This window comes from Streptomyces sp. NPDC048211, from assembly GCF_043202315.1.
In the GTDB taxonomy this organism is placed as follows: Bacteria; Actinomycetota; Actinomycetes; order Streptomycetales; family Streptomycetaceae; genus Streptomyces.
The window spans coordinates 575,511-595,797 of record NZ_JBIDAD010000003.1; the positions used below are offsets into that span (position 1 = coordinate 575,511).

Sequence of the window (20,287 nt, forward strand, 5' to 3'; positions counted from 1 at the left end):
CCCGGAGCCACCTGTGTTCCCCCCAAGGAACAGCCCCAAAAGTGAGCTTATCCGTTCACGTGATGCGCAAGTGGTCTTCACAGTAAGGTCGTTGCACGATCAACACCGATACCGATATCCCACCGGACCGGATGCCATGTCCGGACACCATCCGAGGGGGCTCGGACATCACGTTCACACCGTGGGGGGAGAGAACGGATGGTGCACAGGGTCGGCTACGCGCCGGGGGTCTACGACCTGTTCCACATAGGCCACCTCAACATCCTGCGGCATGCCCGCAGTCAGTGCGACTACCTGGTCGCCGGGGTCGTCTCGGACGAGATGGCCGCACTCGCCAAGGGCCACAAGCCGGTCATTCCGTTGCCGGAGCGGCTGGAGATCGTCCGCAGCGTGCGGTACGTGGACGCCGCCTTCGTCGAGACCGTTCCCGACAAGGTCGAGACATGGCAGCAGGTCAGGTTCGACGTCATCTTCAAGGGGGACGACTGGCGCGACACGGAGAAGGGCAAGCGCCTCGAACGCGATTTCGCCGAAGTCGGCGTGGAGGTCGTCTACTTCCCGTACACCGTGCACACGTCCAGCACCCAGCTGCGCCGGGCGCTGGACACGCTGGTCAGTCTGCCCGGAGCGCTCTCAGCTCCCTGAACCACTTGACCAGGAACGCCACCAGGAACAGTGCGTGCACGGCGGCGAGCACGGCGTATCCGGTCCGGAACGCCGCCTCGTCGCCGAGCAGCAGGAACACCAGGCAGAACACCCCGTAGTCGGCCGGCAACAGCGCCACGGCCCGCAGCGGGGACACGGGTACGGACGCTGCCCCGGCCGGGGCGGATCGGGCGGCCGCCTTGCCCAGCTGCTCGCGCAACAGCCCCGCGCAGAAGGTGAGTACCGCGACGAACAGGAAACCGAGCGGCAGGAGCAGCCAGCCGTCCGCCGGCAGACCGAAGTAGCGGTGGAACGAGATCAGGACGACGGTGTGGACCAGGATCATCTTGGCGCAGTCGACGACGTGGTCCAGCCATTCGCCGTCGGGCCCGCCACGGCCGGTGAGCCGGGCGAGCTGCCCGTCGGCCGAGTCGAGGGCGAAGCCCACGGCCAGCCCCAGGTAGACCAGGACGGCCAGCCCCCAGCCGGGGCGGACCAGAGCCACCGAGGCAAGGGCGGCGAAGGTGAACGCCGCACTCACCAAAGTGACCTGATTGGGTGTCATACCCAGGCGGAACGCGCCGGCCGCGAAGATCCGCCCGGCGGGCCGGTTCAGGTACCGCGAGTACAGCGACACCCCCTTGGCCGACTTCTGCGCCCCGCGCAGCTCACGCAGCACCGCACCCGTGCTTTCCATACGCCCCCCAGCGTGTCGCCGTTCCCCACAGCTCCGGCGACATCCGAACCTCGCCGCCGGAGCCGCATCATGGCACGCGCGCGCCCCCGCGGGGGCGGGATCACCGCGACCCGGCCGGGACCGGCCGCGCCGGGCGCCCTGCCGGTGCTCCGCGTCAGGCGGTGGCGGTCCGGCACTCGGGGTGGCCCCAGCCGTGATCGTTCTTGGCGATCATGTCCTTGGCCGCGTACGGCTTTCCACAGTGGCACCGGCCGGAGAACTTGGCGCGGATGGTCGCCCCGGCCCGGGACGCGCTCCCCGCCTTCTTCGCCGCGCCGCCTGTCCTCCGTCCTTCGGTGGCACGGGAAGGTGCGGGAACCGGCAGGTCCGCGGAGCCCTGCGAGGTGCCGGCCGCACGCTGCGCGACGGCCACTTCACTGGCGGCCTGGTCGGCCAGGGCGTTCAGCGGGTCGCCGTTCACCTGATGGGCCGGCACATAGACGAACTGCACGGCCCGCCCGGTCAGCAGGGAGTCGATGCGGACCACCAGGTCGCGGTTGGCGACGGGCTTGCCGGCCGAGGTCTTCCAGCCGTTTCGCTTCCAGCCCGGCAGCCACTTGGTCACGGCGTTCATCGCATACTGCGAATCCATCCGGACTTCGAGCGCCACGGCCGGGTCGAGCGACTCCAGCAGTTCCTGCAGGGCGGTGAGCTCGGCGACGTTGTTGGTGGCGGTGCCCAGCGGCCCGGCCTCCCACCTCAGCGGCCTGCCCTCGGCGTCGGCCACCACATAGGCCCAGGCGGCCGGCCCCGGATTACCCTTCGACGCCCCGTCACACGCGGCGATCATGCGCTCGTTCATACCCCTGATCATGCCAGCGTCGCCGTGTCCGGATCACGCCGGTCGCGCGGTGGGTGCCCCGGACGTCGGGATCCGGCCCCCACGCCCCCCTCACCAGGCACTCTCACCGTCGGTAACGGTTCGGGGTGCGCTGCTCACACAGCGCTGTTTCTCTGGGAGTGCCCGCTCTTCCCTACCGTTCAAGGAGCGACGATGAGCGTTGCAGGAGAAACCGACCGTGCCCAGCAGATGCGCGAGAAGGCCCGGCACATGACCGAGGCCGCGGAGCGCACGAGCGATCCGGAGCAGCGTCGTCGGCTCCAGGAGAAGGCCCGGAAGCTGCACGAGCAGAGCGAGCAGCAGGGCGTCCGCAGCGGCGACCGTCCCCTGTAGGCACCCGCGCCGCACACGCGGAGTATGGGCCGTCACCCTTCCATGAGGGGGTGGCGGCCCATCGGCGTGCGCGCGCCGCGCAGGCGCCCGCAGCCCCGCACCGAAGGCCCGCGCGGGGGAAGTTGATCACCGCTCCTAGGATGGATCCCACCGGACCGAGGACGTCACGTCGTCGTACACAGGAGCGAGGGGCCTTTCATGAGTCGTTATCCCATCACCGTGGTCACCGGCGGCAGCCGCGGTATCGGGGCCGCCGTCTGCACCCGGCTGGCGGCCGACGGACATGACATCGCCCTGGGCTACCGCTCCGACGCGGCAGCGGCGGAGAGCGTCGCCGCGGTCGTACGGGGCACGGGCAGGCGCTGTGTCACGGTCCGGGTGGACACGACCGACGAGGCCGCGGTCGATCTGCTCTTCGACACCGCCGCGACCGAACTCGGCCCGGTCACCGGTCTCGTCAACAACGCGGGGGTGGGCGGCCCGACGGGCCCGCTCGCCGATGCCGACGCCGCCGGGCTCCGGCGAGCCCTGGACGTCAACGTCGTCGGCTATCTGCTCTGCGCGCGCCGCGCCGTGCGCGACATGAGCCGCTCGGGCGGCGGGGCCATCGTGAACATGTCGTCGGCCGCCGCCACACTCGGCAGTCCGGGCGAGTACGTCCACTACGCCGCGGCCAAGGCGGCCGTGGACACGATGACCATCGGGCTGTCGAAGGAGGTCGCGGCGGACGGCATCCGCGTCAACGCGGTGTCCCCCGGCATCATCCGGACCGGTTTCCACGCCGACCCGGAACGTCCCGACAAGGCCGCCGCGGGGATCCCGCTGGGCCGGCCGGGACAGCCCGAGGAGATCGCGGGCGCCGTCGCCTGGCTGCTCTCGGACGACGCCTCGTACGCGACCGGGGCGATCCTGCGCGTGGCCGGCGGCCGCTGACCACCGGCGGTACGGTGCGGCGGTGACTGGTTCCGGCGGCGGCCTTCCGTTGCTCTTCCTCGATGTCGACGGTCCCCTCATCCCGTTCGGCCCACGGGCAGGCGACCGTCCGGTCCACCCGGCGGGGGCGAATCCACCGGAGGCGGGGGCGAATCCGCTGCTCGACAGGATCGACCCGGCACTCGGGCCGAAACTGGACGCGCTCGCGTGCGAGCTGGTCTGGGCGACGACGTGGACGGACGAGGCGAACGCGGTCGTCGCGCCACGGCTCGGGCTGCCGGACCTCCCCGTGGTGGCCTGGCCCCCTCCTTCGGAGGAGGAGGAACGGGACGCGCGGGCGGGGCTGCACTGGAAGACGCGCACGCTCGTCCGCTGGGCGGCGGGGCGCGCCTTCGTGTGGGTGGACGACGAGATCACCGAGCGGGACCGGCGCTGGGTGGCGGCTCACCACACCGGACGGTCCCTGCTCCATCGCGTCGACCCCGGACTCGGTCTCACGGACACCGGCATCCGCCGGATCGGGGAGTGGCTGCGCATGGAGTGAGGGGCACGGCCCGGGATCACACCGGGGCAGAACCACGCACTCCGCCGGATCGAGGCCGGCTGCGCACGGAGTAAGGGGCACTGCCCCGGGTCACACCGGGGCAGTGCCACGTACCAGCAGGAGCGCCACGTCCGCCGCCGCGACGACGGCCGCCGCGGCGAGCGGCGCCTTGCGCCAGGTCCGGGCGAGGACCAGCCCCGCGAGCGCCGCGGGCGCCGCGACGGCGAGCGTCACCACTCCCCACAGGCCGGGCGGTCCTGCCGGGCCGAACGCCAGGACCGCGGAGGCCGCCACGAGGGGCACCGGCAGCAGCAGCCGGGTCGCGTGAGCGCCCAGCCGGTGCGGAAGGCCGGTCACGCCGGCGCGCAGATCCTCCTCGATGTCGGGCAGCACATCACCCAAGTGGGCCGCCAGGCCCAGCAGCGCGCCCGCGGTCACCGCCCACCACGTCGGCCCGGGACTGCCGGGCAGGGTCAGCGCGGCCACGGCGGGCAGGGTGCCGAACCCGATGACGTACGGGAGCCAGGACAGGGCGGTGGCCTTCAGTCTCAGGTTGTAGGCCCAGGCGGCCGCCACCGCTGTCAGATGCAGCACGCCGGCCTGCGGCCCGCAGGCCAGGGAGAGCGGCACGCACAGCAGGGCGGCGATACCTGCCGCCGTCCAGACCGTACGGCGGCTCACCGACCCGTCGGCCACCGGCTTGCCCCGGCGTCCGGCGGCGGCATCCCGCCGGGCGTCGAAGGCGTCGTTGCACCAGCCCACCGAGAGCTGGCCGGTCAGTACGGCGGCGACCAGCAGGGCGCAGCGGCCGGTGTCGAGGCCGACGCCCGCGCCCAGGGCGCCCGCGGTCGCGGTGACCGCGACCACGGGCCCGGGGTGGCAGGAGCGCGCCAGCCCCGACGTGCGGCGGAGCGGCCACGCGGTCGCGGCACAGGCGCGCGACGGGTCCGGAGTGCCCATGCCGTGATCGTAGGTACTCCGGACACGGCGGACCTGACAGCCGCACGGGTTGTTTGCGGTGTTTTGTCCATCGAGCGGGGCAGGGATGGGCCATGAAGCCCGCGAAGCAGGACCCCGGATGACCCGGATCGCCGCCGTGCACGGCACCCTGGCCCCGTACCGCCACACCCAGCGGGAGGTCACCGACATGGTGGCCGGCACCTGCCTGCCGCCGGGAGCAGACCGGCGCGTCCTGGACCGACTGCACGAGAACGCCCGGGTACGCACCCGCAACATGGTGCTGCCCCTGGAGCGCTACGCGGAGCTGGACGGTTTCGGGGACGCCAACGACGTGTTCATCCGCGCGGCGGTGGACCTGGGGGCCGAGGCGCTGCGCGGCGCGCTGCGGACGGCGGGGCTGCGGCCCGCCGATGTGGACCTGCTGATGTTCACCTCCGTCACCGGGGTGGCCGCCCCGTCCGTCGACGCCCGGCTCGTGCAGCGCCTGGGCCTGCGGCCCGACGTGAAGCGGCTGCCGGTCTTCGGGCTCGGCTGCGTCGCCGGGGCGGCGGGGATCGCCCGCCTCCACGACTACCTGCTCGGCCGGCCCGACGACGTGGCGGTACTGCTCTCGGTCGAGCTGTGCTCCCTCACCTTCCAGCGCGGCGACGCGTCGCCCGCCAATCTGGTGGCCACCGCACTCTTCGGTGACGGGGCAGCCGCCGTCGTGGCACTCGGCGGGGGCAGGGCATCCGCTGCCGGGCCCGAGGTGGTGGCCACCCGCAGCCGGATGTATCCGGACACCGGGCATGTGATGGGCTGGGACATCCGCGATTCCGGCTTCAAGGTGGTGCTGGATCCGGGCGTCCCCGATGTCGTGCGCCGGTATCTGGCGGACGACGTGAGTGACTTCCTAGCCGAACACGGGCTGAAGCCGAAGGACATCGCCCACTGGGTGTGCCATCCGGGCGGGCCCAGAGTGCTGGAGGCCGTCAGCGACGTCCTCTCCCTCCCGGACGGTGCGCTCGACGTCACCTGGCGCTCGCTGGCCGAGGTGGGGAACCTGTCCTCCTCCTCGGTGCTCCACGTCCTGCGGGACACACTGGAGCAGCGGCGGCCCGAGCGGGGCTCGCCCGGTCTGCTGATGGCCATGGGCCCCGGATTCTGCTGCGAACTGGTGCTGCTGCGCTGGTAGGTCGGAGGACACATGATCTGGTACACCGCACTGGTGCTGGCCGTGGCGGGCGAACGCCTCGCCGAACTCGCCGTCGCCCTGCGCAACACGCGCTGGGCACTGGCCAGGGGCGGCACCGAGTCGGGCCGCGGCCACTATCCGGCGATGGTCGTCCTGCACACGGCGCTGCTCGCGGGCTGTCTCGTCGAGGCCGGACTGGCGGACCGGCCGTTCGTACCCCGGCTCGGCTGGACCATGGTGGCCGTGGTGGTCGCCGCGCAGGCCCTGCGCTGGTGGTGCATCCGTACGCTCGGCCACCGCTGGAACACCCGCGTCATCGTCGTCCCGGGACTGCCACGGGTGACGGGCGGACCGTACCGCCTGCTGCGGCACCCCAACTACGTCGCCGTCGCCGCCGAGGGGATCGCGCTGCCGCTCGTTCACGGGGCGTGGGTGACCGCGGCGCTCTTCACCGCGCTCAACGCGGCACTCATGGCCGTGCGCGTCCGGTGCGAGGAGGCCGCACTCTCCTCCGCGCCGGCCGGGGACGTGCCGGCGTGATCGACCTCCTGATCGCGGGGGGCGGCCCGGCCGGCCTCTCGGCGGCCATCCGGGCGGCCGCTCGCGGCATGGAGGCGGTCGTGGTGGAGCCACGCACCGCCCCGGTCGACAAGGCGTGCGGCGAGGGCATCATGCCCAGCGGGGTGGCGGCCCTGCGCGAGCTCGGCGTCGCGGTGTCCGGCCACCCCCTGCGCGGAATCCGCTACGTGGAGGGGGCGCGGGGGACGGAGGCGGCGTTCCGTGGCCCACCCGGGCTCGGTGTGCGACGGACCACGCTGCACGCCGCGCTGCACGCGCGGGCGGTGGAGCTCGGCGTGCGGATCGTGCCGGGAAAGGTCGCGGAGGTGCGGCACGGCCACGACCGGGTGGCCGCCTGCGGGCTCACCGCCCGCTGGCTGATCGCCGCCGACGGTCTTCACTCCCCCGTCCGCCGCGGTCTCGGCCTGGACGGCCCCGTGAGCACGGTGCGCCGGTACGGGCTGCGCCGGCACTTCCGCGTCGCCCCGTGGACGGAGTTCGTGGAGGTCCACTGGTCCCGGCACGGTGAGGCGTACGTGACGCCGCTCGGGGACGGCCTGGTGGGCGTGGCCGTGCTCAGCGGGGAGCGTCGCGCGTACGAGAGCCACCTGGCGTCCTTCCCCCGCCTGGCCGCCATGCTCGCGGGCCGGGACACCGGTCCCGTACGGGGAGCCGGACCCCTGCGCCAGCGGGTGCGGGCACGGCAGGCCGGACGCGTGCTGCTGGTCGGCGACGCCGCGGGCTACGTGGACGCGCTGACCGGCGAGGGCGTGGCCCTGGCCGTGGCGACGGCCGGTGCGGCGGTGGACGCGCTGGCCTCCGGCCGTCCGCAGGACTATCCGGCCCGCTGGGACCGGCTGACCCGTCGTCACCGGCTGCTCACCGGAGGGCTGTTGGCGCTGGCCGGACATCCCGCCACGGCGCGGATGATCGAGCCCGCGGCGCACCGCGCTCCGGCCCTGTTCCGTGCGGCCGTCCGAGCCCTGCAGTAGGGACCGCGTCATGCCGGACAACCGCCGGCGCGGAACACCGGCCCGTCCCCCGGTCCGCCACACCTCAACGCCGTACGTACGGAGAGGATTTGCTGTGCCAGACTTCACCGAAGGGGCTGTCTCACCTCATCCGCAAAGCTTCTCGCCCTGACGGCAGGGACGCCCCGGCCCCGAGTCGTTTCGCGGGACAACCCCCCGGAGTCCGGGCTCAGCGCGCTGTACGCGGCTGCCGCCCGCTGTTCCCGCAGCGCGACCGCCCCAGAAGGAGGAATCCCACGATGGATTCGGAAAAGCCCCGCACCGCCGCGACCGTCTTCGATGCTCTCGGCGCCGACTACGAGCAGGCGTTCGCCGGATCGGCCGCCCACCGCGCCTCTCTGGAAAGCCTGCTGGAGCGGCTCGCTCCGGGCAGCAGGGTGCTGGACATCGGAAGCGGCACGGGGCGGCCGACCGCGCAGACCCTGACCGACGCCGGTCACGAGGTGCTCGGTGTCGATGTCTCCCCGGTCATGGTGGACCTCGCGTCCCGGCAGGTGCCCGCAGCCGAGTTCCGCTGCGCCGATGTCCGTGAACTGCCCCTGGAGGAGGCGAGCTTCGACGCCGTCTGTGTGTACTTCTCGCTCCTTCAGCTCTCACGCGCCGAGCAGGGGGACGTACTGCGCCGGGCCGCTCGGGCGCTGCGGCCCGGTGGCCATCTGGCGGTGGCTACGGTGCCGTTGGACGTGGAAGGGGTGAACGGCACCTTCATGGGCCAGCCGGTGCAGGTGAGCAGCTTCGGTGAGGACGCGTTCGCCGAGCTGGTGGCAGAAGCCGGATTCACCGTCCTGGCACGGGAGAGCAACCTGTTCGTCCCGGATCATCCGGCGGCGGTGCCGGAACCGCATCTGTTCGTGCTGGCGCGGCTGCGCAGCTGACGCGGCCCGGTGCGGGCGGTCCTGAAGATTTTTTCCGCGGACGTGTCACGTTTCCCCGTCGAGGCGTTTCAGTGCAGTGCCGGACCGGCCACCGAGGCCGGCGCGAACACTCCGGCACCCGCCCGATGAGGAGTCTCCACCATGTCCGTCGCCCACGTCGTCGTCACTCTCGTCGCTGCCGCAATGGCCGGCTACTCGGCCGGCGCCCTGCTCTTCCGCGCCCAGTGGGTCGTCCAGGCCCTGACCGACTACAGCGTCCCCCGCTCCTGGTGGACGTGGCTGGGTGCGGCGAAGGCCGCCGGGGCCGTGGGTCTGGTCGCCGGGCTGTTCGTGCCATTCGTCGGCGTCCTGGCCGGGGCCGGGCTGGTGCTGTACTTCGCCGGCGCGGTCGTCACGGTGATCCGGGCCCGCTGGTACACGCACATCCCGTTCCCGCTGGTGTACGCGGCACCGGTCGTCGGGGCCATGGTGCTGGGGCTCGCGTCCTGATCACCCCGGCGGTGGGCCGGGACAGCCGGGCTGACACCGTGCCTCCTCCCGGCCCGCGCTCGGGGATGAGTGACGCCCCGGCGAGAACCGGCCGGTACAAACGCTCGTCGGTGGCACGTCCGCCGCACGGAGACGCAACCACTGCGACGCGTTTCGCATGTACGTGAGTTGCGTCTGCCCGGCCCCACCGCGCCGGTCAGGCGCACGTGTGCCCCGGCGCGGCACCCTCCGCCACTGAGATGCCGAACCTCTGTTGAGGACATACCGTCCAGGTGGCTCATACCGCACTTCGGGAGGTGCTGATGCGGAAGGCGGCTCGCACGCGGTGCGGTGCCTCCCACGGGTCCGCTCAGGAAGCGACCGGTCCAGGAGGTGTGCCGCGGCGCCGTCCCGTGACGGCGTTCACCCGTACGGCGGTCCGTGGCGGGTCCGCCGTCCTGCTCGGCGTCGCTCTGGTACTCGCCGTGCTGTCGCCTCCCTCGCACGCGGGCACTCCTCTCCTGGGCCGGGGCACCGAAGCCGTCAGCGAGGGCTGCGAGGACGGCCCCGCGTCGTGCCACGGCGGCGTGAAGTGGCTGTACCGGTACGGCTTCTCGATGGGGTTGCACCCGTTCACCAGCCCCCACGACGTACGCCGGCAGCTCACCGACCACTTCTGGCTGTTCCCGGTGAGCGGGGGGTGTCCGGCCCGGATCCGGCCCACGGACGAGTGCGATCTGCTGGGCGGGAACCCGGTCCGGGTGGAGGCCGTCGGCGACTCCGACCTGCAGATCGCGACCCTGCCCGGCCACGACCTGGGCAACGGTCTGCACATCCGCTTCGCGTTCAGCCGCTCCCTCGGATTCCACTTCCTGGTCGTGAGCGCCTGGCAGGACCGGCCCACCCGTTGCACGGAGAGCATGCTGTGCGGTGCGGCGAGCCGTACGGGTGCCTGGGTGCTCTGGAAGGTGCTGTCCGGGACCTTGGCGGTGACCGCGTACGCCGCCTGACGGGCCCGGCCGGGCCGGCGGTCTTGCCTTCGTGTGCGCTTCAACACCTAGCGTTCCCGGCCATGGAGACCATGAACGGCAGGACATTGGGACGCAGCGGCATCGGGACCGGCGGGCTGGGATTCGGGTGCTGGGCCATCGGTGGCGAGTGGACGGACCCGGCCGGAGCGCCACTGGGCTGGGGCAGGACGGACGACGCGGAGTCGGTCGCCGCGGTGCGGCGGGCCGTCGATCTGGGCGTGACGTTCTTCGACACGGCGGACGTGTACGGGGCCGGGCACAGCGAGCGGTTGCTCGGCCGGGCGCTTCGGGGACGACGGGCCGAGGTGGTGATCGCCACGAAGTGGGGGAACGTCTTCGACGAGCGGCGAAAGGTGATGACCGGCGGCGACGACGGCGTCGAGTATGCCCGTGAGGCGCTGCTGGCCTCGCTGCGCAGGCTCGGCACCGACTACGTGGACCTCTGGCAGTTGCATCTCGGCGACGCCGAACCGGAGCGGGCAGCACTGCTGCGCGACGCCTGCGAGGGCTTCGTGCAGGAAGGTCTGATCCGGGCCTACGGATGGAGCACGGACGACCGGCCCGCGCACGGGTCTTCGCCCGGGGGCCGCACTGCGCGGCTGTGCAGCACGGGCTGAACGTCCTGGTGGACGCCCCCGAGATGGTGGAACTCTGCGAGCGGGAGGAGCTGGCGAGCATCAACCGGGGACCGCTCGCCATGGGCCTGCTCACCGGGAAGTACGGCCCGCGGAGCAGGAGCGCCGCCGGTGACATCCGGGCCACACCGCCGCCGTGGCTCGACTGGTTCGGCGCGGGCGGAGTTCCCTCACCGGAGTGGCTCGCCCGCGTCGAGGCCGTACGGGAGATCCTCACGTCGCAGGGGCGCACGCTCGCGCAGGGCGCCCTCGCCTGGCTGTGGGCGCGCAGCCCGCGGACCGTACCGATCCCGGGTTTCCGCACCGTCGCCCAGGCGGAGGAGAACGCGGGCGCACTGGCGTACGGCCCGCTGGCGGGGGAACAGCTGACGGAGGTCGAGAGCCTCCTCGGGCGCTAAGGGCTGTCCCGCAATTCCTGGTGGATCAGCGCACGGCGTCAGATGCGGTGCATCGCAAGGCGGAGAGGCGCCCGCATACTGGATGTATTCGGGTGTTTCGACAACGCGGCGAGGTGCCGTAGCTGTCGTCGTGCGCCCGCCAGGAATTGCGGGACAGCCCTTAGGGCGGGACGCCCGGGGCCGTGGGTCTTTCGTGTGGATCAGGCCGGACTCCGCAAGCCCGGCATGATCCAAACGAGAGGCAGCCCTCAGGCGTCGAGTGCGGCCGTGAGGCGGTTGAGCCGGTCCCGCAGATCGCTGATCTCCTCCAGGTCGAAACCTGTCGCGGCCGCGATCCGACGGGGTACGAGCAGCGCCCGCTCCCGCAGGGCCGTGCCTTCGTCCGTGAGGTGCGCCTGCACGGAGCGCTCGTCCCGGGCGCTCCGCTCGCGTCGCACCAGGCCGGCCGCCTCCAGCCGCTTCAGCAGTGGCGAGAGCGTTCCGGAGTCGAGCCGCAGGTGCTGCCCCAGCGTCTTCACCGGCAGTTCGCCGTGCTCCCAGAGCACCAGCATCACCAGGTACTGGGGGTAGGTGAGCCCCAGGTCCTTGAGGAGCACCCGGTAGACGCTGCCGAAGGCGCGCGAGGCCGCGTTCAGGGAGAAACAGATCTGCTGGTCCAGGCGGAGATAGTCGGCCTCGGGCGAGGCGCAGGCCGTGGCCGTGCGGTCGGGGCTGGGCGTGGCGGTCATGGACTCAGCATAACTCCGGACACCCGATTCGATTGTGCACAATTTAATTGTGTGCTTCACTTCAGGTCAGCGGGCGGACACCGCCGCCGGAACATGACCTTCGAGAGGAACGGTTTCCATGGACACGATCTACACCGCCGTCGCCACCGCCACCCACGGCCGCGACGGCCGCGCCGTCAGCAGCGACGGCAAGCTGGATCTGCAGCTGGCGGTCCCGGTGGAGATGGGCGGCAACGGGCTCGGCACGAACCCGGAGCAGCTCTTCGCCGCGGGATACGCCGCTTGCTTCGCGAGCGCCCTGGGTCTCGTGGGCCGTCAGGCCAAGGTCGATGTCACGGATGCCGCCGTCACGGGCGAAGTGGGCATAGGCAAGCAGGGCGAGGGCTTCGGCCTCGCGGTCACGTTGCGCGTGGAGCTTCCCGCGTCCGTCGACGAGGCCACCGGCCGCAAGCTGGTCGAGCAGGCCCACCAGGTCTGCCCGTACTCGAACGCGACCCGCGGCAACATCCAGGTGGATCTCGTCATCGAGTAGCCGGCGGACCTGACGTCCCGCGCGCGGAGCCGGGTGCGGGCGGGCCGTGTCAGGCGTGGAACCCGTTGCAGACGACGGACGTGTACGCCGACGGCCCGCCCTCGACGTGGTAGATCACGACGGTCCAGTCGCCCCGGTCCTCCCCCACCGGGATCGCGTCGACGGCGCGTTCACCGAAGTGAGCCCGGAAGTCGGCCGGGTAGCGGAGCCTGACCGTGCCGCCGGACGACCAGAGGGAGTAGAGGTCGACCGGTTTGCTGGTGAATCCGATGCCCTTGGCGACGGTGGTGAGCGGTCGGCCCGTGGTGCGGTCGGTCTCGTGCGGAGGCCGTACGCCGACGGAGACGTAGTAGGGCTTCGGCCGTTTCCCCTTCCCGGCGTCCTTGGGGCTCATCGACACCGTGGCCGTGTCGGATCCGGTGGTGTGCGAGACGGAGGACCTCAGGCCGTCCGGCGGCGTGTTCTCGGGGAAGCTGTCCGGGTCGCAGGAGCCGCTGCCCAGGGCAGCCTGCTCCGCGTCCTCGGACAAGGTCCAGCGGTCGTGCGAGACACGGTCGTTCACGAGGTGGTCCGGCGGCCCGCCGTCCGGGCTCCCGCTCCCGGGACTCCCCGCGTCGGGGCTCCGGCCGGCGGGGCGGGACGCCTCCGGCTGCGCGGAGCGGGTGACCTCGGAGCCGGCCGTTCCGCCGCCCTTGCCACCCGATTCGGGGAGCAGCCAGACGGTCAGCGGAGTGGCGAGCGCCACCGCGCACACGGCGAGCCAGGTCCTGTTCCGCGGGGCACGGCCCGGACGGTGCTGCCGGTCGGGCCCGCCGGACGGCACGGTGGTGCCGGACGACGCCGTGGTGCCGGGCTGCACGGGTGTGCCGGGCGAGGCCGTCGTGCCGGACGACGCCGTGGTGCCGGGCTGCACGGGTGTGCCGGGCGAGGCCGTCGTGCCGGACGACGCCGTGGTGCCGGACAGCACCGGCCCGCCGGACGACGCCGTGGGTACGGACGCAGCCGGGCTCCCGGCTGTCCCGTCTCCCTCCGGCCGGGTCCGGGCACCGGTTTCCGCGGCCTCCGCGGTGTCCGGCCCGGGCCCCCGTCGGGGCTGCGCACCGGCGAGGCCGGCCGGGGTGTCCTCGTCCCGCTCCCGCGGTACGAGGACGGGATCGACGGGCCGGGCCACGGCACGGTAGTGGGGGTCGGATGCCAGTGGGGAGTCCACCGCGCATCCGGCTATGACGGCGGCCGGGTCCGGCCGCCGCGCCGGGTCCTTGGTGACGCACGCACGGATCAGCGCGGCCAGATCCGGCCGCACACCTTCCAGGTCGACGTCCTCGTACACGGTCCGGTAGTTGACGGCCGACGCCTCACCCGTCCCGTACGGCGGCCGGCCCGTCGCCGCGTACGCGAGGGTCGCGCCCAGCGCGAAGACGTCCGCCGCCGGTCCCGTCTCGTTGCGCAGCAGCACCTCGGGGGCCGTGAAACCGGGCGTTCCCGAGGCCATCCCCTCCTGCGTCAGGATCGTCTGTTCCAGTCCCCGCGCGATCCCGAAGTCGATGAGCTGCGGCCCCTGCGGCGAGAGGATGACGTTCTGCGGCTTCAGGTCCCGGTGCGTGACGCCGTGGACGTGGACGGCCGCCAGGCCTTCGGCCAGCGCAGCGAGCAGGCGCAGCGCGCTGCCTGGGGGGAACGGACCGCCCGCACCCACGGCGCCGCGAAGAGTGGGCCCGGCCACGTACTCGGTAGCGAGCCAGTAGGGCGACGCGTCGAGCGAGGCCTCGATCAGCTGGGCCGTGTAGACGCTGCGTACCGTCTCGACCGTCGCTGCCTCCCGTCTGAACCGGGCCAGCACGTCGGGGTGATCACTGATCTCGTCACGGATGACCTTCACGGCCACCAGCCGTCCACCGGGAGACCGGCCGAGGTACACCTGCCCCATGCCGCCCGCGCCGAGGCGGGCAAGCAGCTGGTAGGCGCCTATGCGCGCGGGATCCCGGGGCCGAAGTCCATCCACGTCCCGACTGTGCCATATCCGCCCGCGCGACGGGCTCGCAGGCGGCAACTGGGGCCGTACTGCCGGTCGGTGGGCCCGTGTGCCCGCGCCCCGGGGCTACGTCGAGGACAGTCGTGGGTCGGCAGTCCTTCCGGCCGGAGGGCCGCTGCCGTCCCCGGACCGCAAGGCGGACGCTTCTTCCCCTCGCAGCGCCTCGCTCCGGGCCCGGCGTCCGGCGCCCGGGCCCGGGGGCGCGGCGAGGGGGCGATCTCGCTTCGGCGCCGAGTCGGAGAGTGTGTGCCGAACCGACACGGCACACCGGTCCGGGCGCCGGCGCTCCCGGGCCTCAGCCGGGGATCGACAGCCCCCTGGACACACGGATCGCTGAGGACAGCAGCCCTTCCCGGAACTGAGTGGTCCGGTACATCCGGTCCGACCGGAAGGAGATCCCGAGGGACCCCACCTGATCACCCCGGTACACGGGCACAGCGACGCAGGTGGTGCCGCGGGCGTACTCCTCCCTGTCCATGATGAACGGCGCTGTCGGCGAGGCGTCGAGCTGCTGGATCAGTTCCTCCGGGTGCGTGATGGTCCTGGGCGTGAGCCCGGTGAGCGAGTGCCGGGACAGATAGTCGGCCCGCCCCTCCTCATCCAGTTCACTGAGCACGCTCTTGCCCAGGGCGGTCGCGTGCCCGGCGTCCTCGAACCCCACCCAGAGGTCGACCCGTGGTGTCCTGGCGCTGTCGACGATCTCCATGACCCGGATCTCGCCGTCCACGTACAGAGTCAGATAGACAGCGGCCGAAAGATCGTTCCGCAGTGCGGTGAGAACGGGGCGCACCCGCTCCAGCAACTCCTGGCCCACGCGTCGCTCGCCCGGTCCGGTGGCCGTGTCGGCGAGTGTGTACGTCCCGTCGCCCAGCTCCGTCACGAATCCGTCCCGGGCCAGTCCGGGCAGCAGCTCGTGGACCATGACCAGGGGAAGCCCCGCTTCCCGGGCCAGCTGCTCCGCGGTGGCCTCGCCCGCGCGTGACCCGACGGCATCCAACAGGCGCAGGGCACGCCTGACGGCCGTGACAGGCTCAGGTCCGGCTTGTTCGGCCATGCCCCCAAGCATCACCCCGGGACCCGGGAGCGGCAACGCGTCCCGTCCCGGAGCGCGGGATGAGCGGGCCGGGACGGTGCACTCGTCCCCGGCTGCCCGGGGGCTGGGCAGCCGGCCCGGGGGTCGGCGCACGACGGATTCCGGTGGCGAGGCCGGCAGTGGCGGCGCCGGCGCTGTGCGGCCCAGGCCGTGACCACTGCGCACAGCGCGGTCGCTGCCCCGGCGTGGTCGCTGCCGCGGCGTGGTTCGGGTCCGACCGGATGACCGGCGGCAGCAGCACCATGCCGACCAGCCCGCACAGGGCGGCGGCGGGTTCCTCCGCGACAGGGTCGGAATTCCTCGTCGTAGCACAGGACGGCGGCCCCCGCCGCCGAGCACCGGAAGCGTGCGCGGCAGGGGCCTCTCCGGCCGGATGGCGGGGGTACGGACCCGGGCATAGCCTGCCGGAAAGCGTCGTTCTGCCAGCCGGCCCCACACGGTTGAAGGGTTGAGAAACTTGAGCACCAACGGTGACGGCCAGGAACCGCTGGGGTCCGAAGTCGGCCCCGCCCCGGCGGGGGCTCCCGCATTCCGGCCCTACCGTCACCCGGCGGCGGGCTGGGGCGCGGCGAAGAGTGTGAGCCGCTTCCTGGTGCGCGAGGGCGCGCTGGTGGACGGCCCGCGGGCGATCATGCGGATGAACCATGAGAACACCGGGTTCGACTGCCCCGGATGCGCGTGGCCCGACGACACCAAGGGGCTGCACCTGGACATCTGTGAGAACGGCATCAAGCACGTCACCTGGGAGATGACCCGCAAGCGGGTCGGGCGCGCGTTCTTCGCCGCCCACTCGGTGACGGAACTGGCCGGGTGGAGCGACTACGACCTGGAGAACCAGGGGCGGCTGACCGAGCCGATGGTCTACGACGCCGAGTCGGACCACTACGTCCCGATCAGCTGGAAGGACGCGTTCGAGCTGGTCGGGCGTACCCTGCGCGAGCTGGACAGCCCGGATCAGGCCTCGTTCTACACCTCGGGGCGGCTCGGCAACGAGGCCACGTTCCTGTACCAGTTGATGGCCCGTGAGCTGGGCACGAACAACCTGCCGGACTGTTCCAACATGTGTCATGAGGCGAGCGGCCGCGCCCTCACCGCTTCCCTGGGTACGGGCAAGGGGACGGTCGACCTCAAGGACTGGGAGTCCGCCGACGCGCTGTTCATCCTGGGAGTGAACGCCGCTTCCAACGCACCGCGGATGCTGACGGCGCTCGCCGAGGCCCACCGCCGCGGCGCCCGGATCGTGCACGTCAACCCTCTGGTCGAGGCAGCGGCCACCCGCACCATCGTCCCGCACGACTTCGTGGACATGGCCCTGTTCAGGCCGACCCGGACCAGCACCCTGAATCTGCAGCCGCGCATCGGCGGCGACATGGCCCTGCTGCGCGGCATGGCCAAGGCCATCCTGGAGCAGTCGGCGACCGACCCCAAGGCGCTGGACCAGGAGTTCATCGACCGCCACACGGCCGGCTTCGCGGAGTACCGCACGGTCTGCGCGGCGACGCCGTGGGAGGAGATCGAGACCCAGTCCGGTCTGAGCCGCGCCGACATCCTCGAAGCGACGCGTGTGTACCGCGAGGCGGACCGCTCCATCGTCAGCTGGTGTCTCGGACTCACCCAGCACGAACACGGCGTCGACACCGTCCGGGAGATCGTCAACCTGCTGCTGCTCCGCGGCAATCTCGGCCGGGAAGGGGCGGGCCCCTCCCCCGTGCGGGGGCACAGCAACGTGCAGGGCAACCGCACCTGCGGCATCGACCACCGCCCGACCGACGCCTTCCTGGACCGCCTCGGCGATGCCTGCGGGATCGATCCGCCCCGTGCGCACGGTCTGGACACCGTCCGCACCATCCGGGCGATGCACAGCGGCGAGGTGAAGGTGTTCGTCGGCATGGGCGGCAACTTCGCCCTGGCCGCGCCCGACACCCCGTACACCTGCGAGGCGCTGCGCGCCTGCGAACTCACCGTCCAGGTGAGCACCAAGCTCAACCGCAGCCACCTCGTCCACGGCAGCCGAGCCCTCATCCTCCCGTGTCTCGGCCGTACCGAGAAGGACCATCAGCGCAAGGGGATCCAGAGCACGTCCGTCGAGGACTCGATGAGCATGGTCCACCTGTCGATCGGCATGAAGCGCCCCGCGTCACCGCATCTGCTGTCCGAACCGGCCATCGTCGCCGGAATGGCGCGCGCCGCTCTTCCCGACAGCGCCACCCCCTGGCACTGGTACGTCGAGGACTACGACCGCATCAGGGACACCATGGCCCGGGCCCTGGACGGTTTCGAGGACTTCAACCGCCGTGTGCGCCTGCCCCTGGGCTTCCGCATCAGGCAGCCTGCCCGCGAACTGGTCTTCCTCACCCCGTCCGGGCGCGCCGAGTTCTCCGCCGCCGCCCTGCCCGACGTCGTCCCCGCCGCCGGAACCCTGGCCCTGGGGACCATGCGGTCCCACGACCAGTGGAACACCACGATCTACTCCGACAACGACCGCTACCGCGGCATCGAGAACCTGCGCACGCTCGTCTTCATGAACCGGGCCGACATGCGCGAACGCGGCATCGCCGACCTCGGCCCCGTCGACATCACGAGCACCGCGAAGGACGGCAGCCGACGTTCCCTCAACGGCTACCTCGCGATCCCGTACGACATCCCCCGCGGCTGCGCGGCCGGCTACATGCCGGAGATGAACGTGCTGTGCGCCCTGAGCGACTACAGCACCCAGAGCGACCAGCCGATCATGAAGCACGTCAAGGTCACCATCGGCCCCGCCGCCTGAACCGAAGTCCCGGTCACGGAAACCGACGCAGCGCCGGCACCCGTTCGCCGCGCCGTGCGATCCGGACGGGACGGGGCAACCGCATCGTCTCGCTGCTCCAGAGAGGCGAGAGCGGTCCAAGGGTCACGATCGTCGCCGATCTACGGGGCTGTGGCTGATGTCCGGGGTGGCCGGCAACTTCCCCGCGGCCTCGCACACTTCGAACGTGGGCCCTGCGCGGACACGGCGCCCGCTCCCGGCCTGGAGGTGTTCGACGATCTCCGACAGGTCCTCACCGAGAACCCGGCCAGTCAGGTTAGGCTTAGCTAACTTCTCTAACGGGGTGGGGCAGACATGAGACCGGTCGTCACAGAGCGCGCGCACAGGGACGTGGACGCGCCCACCGGATCACCGACCGCGCCCGCGGAGCCGCGGCACCGCACGGTCGTCGTCAAGTTCGGCGGAAACGCCATGGTTGACGCGGACCTGCAACGCCTCTTCGCCCAGGACGTCGTGGAGCTGTGGCGCGCGGGCCTGCGCCCCGTCGTCGTACACGGCGGCGGCCCCCAGATCAGCGCGATGCTCGACCGCCTCGGCCTGGAGAGCCGCTTCGAGGCGGGCCTGCGCGTGACCACGGCGGAAACCATGGAAGTGGTACGCATGGTGCTGTCCGGCCGCGTCCAGCGGGAACTGGTCGGTGAGATCAACGCCCACGGGCCCCTCGCCGTGGGCATGACCGGCGAGGACGCGCACACGATGACCGCGGTGCGGCGGTCGGCCCAGGTGGACGGCCGCCCCGTGGACATCGGTTTCGTGGGAGACGTCGTGGAGGTGAACCCGGGCATGATGAACACCCTTCTGGCACAGGGGCACATCCCGGTCGTCTCCCCCGTGGCGCGCGGCGACGACGGGCAGGTGTACAACGTCAACGCCGACCTGGCCGCGGCCGCGCTGGCCGCGGCCCTGGGGGCGGAACGGCTTGTCGTGCTCACCGACGTGGAGGGGCTGTACGCGGACTGGCCGCACAGCACCGAGGTGATCAGGCACCTGACGGCCGACGCGCTGGCCGGGCTGATGCCGGGGCTGGCGAGCGGCATGCTGCCGAAGATGGAGGGCTGCCTGCGGGCCGTCCGGGGCGGCGTCCCCCGGGCGCAGGTGCTCGACGGCCGGGTCCCGCACGCGGTGCTGCGCGGCGTGCTCGGCGACAACGGCCCCGGCACCACCGTGGTTCCGGGCACCGCCGCGATTCCGGCTCCCGGCGCCGCTCCACGCACCGTCGCGGTCCCGGGCGGCACCGTCGCGCCCGGGACCGGCGCGGACCGCGACCTGAGCAGCGTATGACCGTCGGCGACGGCCCGGCACGGGCCGCCGCCCGGTGCCGGAGGCAAGGCGCCACGGCGTCCCGCCCCCGGCACCGACGCTCTACACGGCCCTCGCGAGGATCTGCGCATCGCGCCGCGGGTCCAGCGACTCCACCCAGGACCGGGGCGCCGGACACCCGGCCGCCGAGGTGAACCCGTGGCGCCGGAACAGCCGCCCGCCACCGGTCGTCGCGGTGAACAGCGCGCCGAGCGACCGGGCACGCGCCCAGGTCACCGCCGTACGCAGCAGTACCGCACCCACACCGCACCCCTGACGGTGCCCGGCCACGCAGAAGTTGTACAGAACACCCGCGGGCGCGCCGTCACCGGCCGGACCTCCCGGGTACACGCCCAGGCCCACACAGCCTTCGAGCCGGCCTCCGGCACCCACTGCCACCAGGAAGTCGGCCGCTCGGGCGGCGTAGAGCGGGATCGGCCGCTCCCGCAGGGCGCCCGAACGTACGAAGGGCCGGGAGAGTGCGGCGAGTTCGGCGGCGTCCTCCGCACGGCCGAAGCGGACGGTGAATGCCGGCGCGCGAAGCACACGCGCCGAAGGAGCAGGACGCGGCGTGGCCGTGGTCAACGCTTTCCTTCCTCGGTTCCACGAACGGACAGCACTGCGGACCGTCC

At 72.3% G+C, this 20,287-nt stretch carries 20 protein-coding genes and 1 pseudogene; 14 read left to right on the top strand and 7 right to left on the bottom strand.

Features of this window, described 5'->3' with window-relative positions:
- The first annotated feature begins 198 nt into the window (after positions 1-198).
- On the top strand, positions 199-645 hold the full coding sequence (locus ACGFZA_RS15300) for an adenylyltransferase/cytidyltransferase family protein (RefSeq protein WP_219568850.1): 447 nt from the start codon (positions 199-201) through the stop codon (positions 643-645).
- On the opposite strand, the gene ACGFZA_RS15305 is transcribed toward ACGFZA_RS15300, so the two are convergent.
- Positions 614-1,342: a CDP-alcohol phosphatidyltransferase family protein gene (locus tag ACGFZA_RS15305; protein ID WP_393679357.1), complete on the bottom strand. Its 729-nt coding sequence runs from the start codon at positions 1,340-1,342 to the stop codon at positions 614-616. The genes ACGFZA_RS15300 and ACGFZA_RS15305 overlap by 32 nt on opposite strands.
- 154 nt (positions 1,343-1,496) lie before the next feature.
- Complete coding sequence (locus tag ACGFZA_RS15310; RefSeq protein ID WP_385271442.1) at positions 1,497-2,183, bottom strand: ribonuclease H; 687 nt, start codon at positions 2,181-2,183, stop codon at positions 1,497-1,499.
- 192 nt (positions 2,184-2,375) lie between these two features.
- On the opposite strand from ACGFZA_RS15310, the gene ACGFZA_RS15315 reads away from it, so the two are divergent.
- From ACGFZA_RS15315 to ACGFZA_RS15325, 3 genes are all read left to right on the top strand, one after another.
- Positions 2,376-2,555, top strand: coding sequence for a DUF6381 family protein (locus ACGFZA_RS15315; protein ID WP_385271445.1), 180 nt, complete (start codon positions 2,376-2,378; stop codon positions 2,553-2,555).
- Positions 2,556-2,753: 198 nt separating this feature from the next.
- Positions 2,754-3,488: an SDR family NAD(P)-dependent oxidoreductase gene (locus tag ACGFZA_RS15320; RefSeq protein WP_385271449.1), complete on the top strand. Its 735-nt coding sequence runs from the start codon at positions 2,754-2,756 to the stop codon at positions 3,486-3,488.
- Between the two features lie 22 nt (positions 3,489-3,510).
- Complete coding sequence (locus ACGFZA_RS15325) at positions 3,511-4,032, top strand: HAD domain-containing protein (RefSeq protein ID WP_393679361.1); 522 nt, start codon at positions 3,511-3,513, stop codon at positions 4,030-4,032.
- Positions 4,033-4,122: 90 nt separating this feature from the next.
- On the opposite strand, the gene ACGFZA_RS15330 is transcribed toward ACGFZA_RS15325, so the two are convergent.
- On the bottom strand, positions 4,123-4,992 hold the full coding sequence (locus ACGFZA_RS15330) for a UbiA family prenyltransferase (RefSeq protein ID WP_393679363.1): 870 nt from the start codon (positions 4,990-4,992) through the stop codon (positions 4,123-4,125).
- A gap of 118 nt (positions 4,993-5,110) precedes the next feature.
- On the opposite strand from ACGFZA_RS15330, the gene ACGFZA_RS15335 reads away from it, so the two are divergent.
- The 7 genes and pseudogenes from ACGFZA_RS15335 to ACGFZA_RS15365 all read left to right on the top strand — a co-directional run bounded on the left by ACGFZA_RS15335 (position 5,111) and on the right by ACGFZA_RS15365 (position 11,162).
- Entirely contained in the window at positions 5,111-6,166 is a 1,056-nt protein-coding gene (locus ACGFZA_RS15335) for a type III polyketide synthase (protein WP_393679365.1), read from the top strand.
- Between the two features lie 12 nt (positions 6,167-6,178).
- Entirely contained in the window at positions 6,179-6,706 is a 528-nt protein-coding gene (locus ACGFZA_RS15340; RefSeq protein WP_385271461.1) for an isoprenylcysteine carboxyl methyltransferase family protein, read from the top strand.
- The gene (locus ACGFZA_RS15345) at positions 6,703-7,716 is read left to right on the top strand and encodes an NAD(P)/FAD-dependent oxidoreductase (protein ID WP_393679368.1); all 1,014 of its coding nucleotides are present in this window, start codon (positions 6,703-6,705) and stop codon (positions 7,714-7,716) included. The genes ACGFZA_RS15340 and ACGFZA_RS15345 overlap by 4 nt, the downstream gene beginning before the upstream one ends.
- Positions 7,717-7,994: 278 nt before the next feature.
- Complete coding sequence (locus ACGFZA_RS15350; protein ID WP_385271468.1) at positions 7,995-8,630, top strand: class I SAM-dependent methyltransferase; 636 nt, start codon at positions 7,995-7,997, stop codon at positions 8,628-8,630.
- 141 nt (positions 8,631-8,771) lie between these two features.
- Positions 8,772-9,119 (top strand): DoxX family protein, encoded by a 348-nt coding sequence (locus ACGFZA_RS15355; RefSeq protein ID WP_385271471.1) that lies wholly within the window; start codon positions 8,772-8,774, stop codon positions 9,117-9,119.
- A gap of 392 nt (positions 9,120-9,511) precedes the next feature.
- Positions 9,512-10,108 (top strand): hypothetical protein, encoded by a 597-nt coding sequence (locus ACGFZA_RS15360; RefSeq protein WP_393679371.1) that lies wholly within the window; start codon positions 9,512-9,514, stop codon positions 10,106-10,108.
- 62 nt (positions 10,109-10,170) lie between these two features.
- Positions 10,171-11,162 (top strand): annotated as a pseudogene (locus ACGFZA_RS15365) (aldo/keto reductase).
- Between the two features lie 248 nt (positions 11,163-11,410).
- Here the strand turns inward: ACGFZA_RS15365 and ACGFZA_RS15370 are convergent.
- Positions 11,411-11,890 carry a MarR family winged helix-turn-helix transcriptional regulator gene (locus ACGFZA_RS15370; RefSeq protein ID WP_393679373.1) on the bottom strand — a complete coding sequence of 160 codons (480 nt, stop codon included), beginning with the start codon at positions 11,888-11,890 and terminating at the stop codon, positions 11,411-11,413.
- A gap of 118 nt (positions 11,891-12,008) precedes the next feature.
- Between ACGFZA_RS15370 and ACGFZA_RS15375 the strand changes: the two genes are divergently transcribed.
- Positions 12,009-12,422, top strand: coding sequence for an organic hydroperoxide resistance protein (locus ACGFZA_RS15375; RefSeq protein ID WP_385271483.1), 414 nt, complete (start codon positions 12,009-12,011; stop codon positions 12,420-12,422).
- 49 nt (positions 12,423-12,471) lie between these two features.
- On the opposite strand, the gene ACGFZA_RS15380 is transcribed toward ACGFZA_RS15375, so the two are convergent.
- Complete coding sequence (locus ACGFZA_RS15380) at positions 12,472-14,424, bottom strand: serine/threonine protein kinase (RefSeq protein WP_393679375.1); 1,953 nt, start codon at positions 14,422-14,424, stop codon at positions 12,472-12,474.
- 325 nt (positions 14,425-14,749) lie between these two features.
- Entirely contained in the window at positions 14,750-15,508 is a 759-nt protein-coding gene (locus ACGFZA_RS15385) for an IclR family transcriptional regulator (RefSeq protein ID WP_385271489.1), read from the bottom strand.
- A 496-nt stretch (positions 15,509-16,004) separates the two neighbouring features.
- Here ACGFZA_RS15385 and ACGFZA_RS15390 point away from each other — a divergent pair, with 496 nt between their 5' ends.
- On the top strand, positions 16,005-18,317 hold the full coding sequence (locus ACGFZA_RS15390) for an FdhF/YdeP family oxidoreductase (RefSeq protein WP_385271491.1): 2,313 nt from the start codon (positions 16,005-16,007) through the stop codon (positions 18,315-18,317).
- Positions 18,318-18,767: 450 nt separating this feature from the next.
- Positions 18,768-19,637 carry an acetylglutamate kinase gene (gene argB, locus ACGFZA_RS15395; RefSeq protein WP_393679702.1) on the top strand — a complete coding sequence of 290 codons (870 nt, stop codon included), beginning with the start codon at positions 18,768-18,770 and terminating at the stop codon, positions 19,635-19,637.
- Positions 19,638-19,718: 81 nt separating this feature from the next.
- Here argB and ACGFZA_RS15400 read toward each other — a convergent pair whose 3' ends face one another.
- Positions 19,719-20,240, bottom strand: coding sequence for a GNAT family N-acetyltransferase (locus tag ACGFZA_RS15400; RefSeq protein WP_385271494.1), 522 nt, complete (start codon positions 20,238-20,240; stop codon positions 19,719-19,721).
- Positions 20,241-20,287 lie beyond the last annotated feature (47 nt).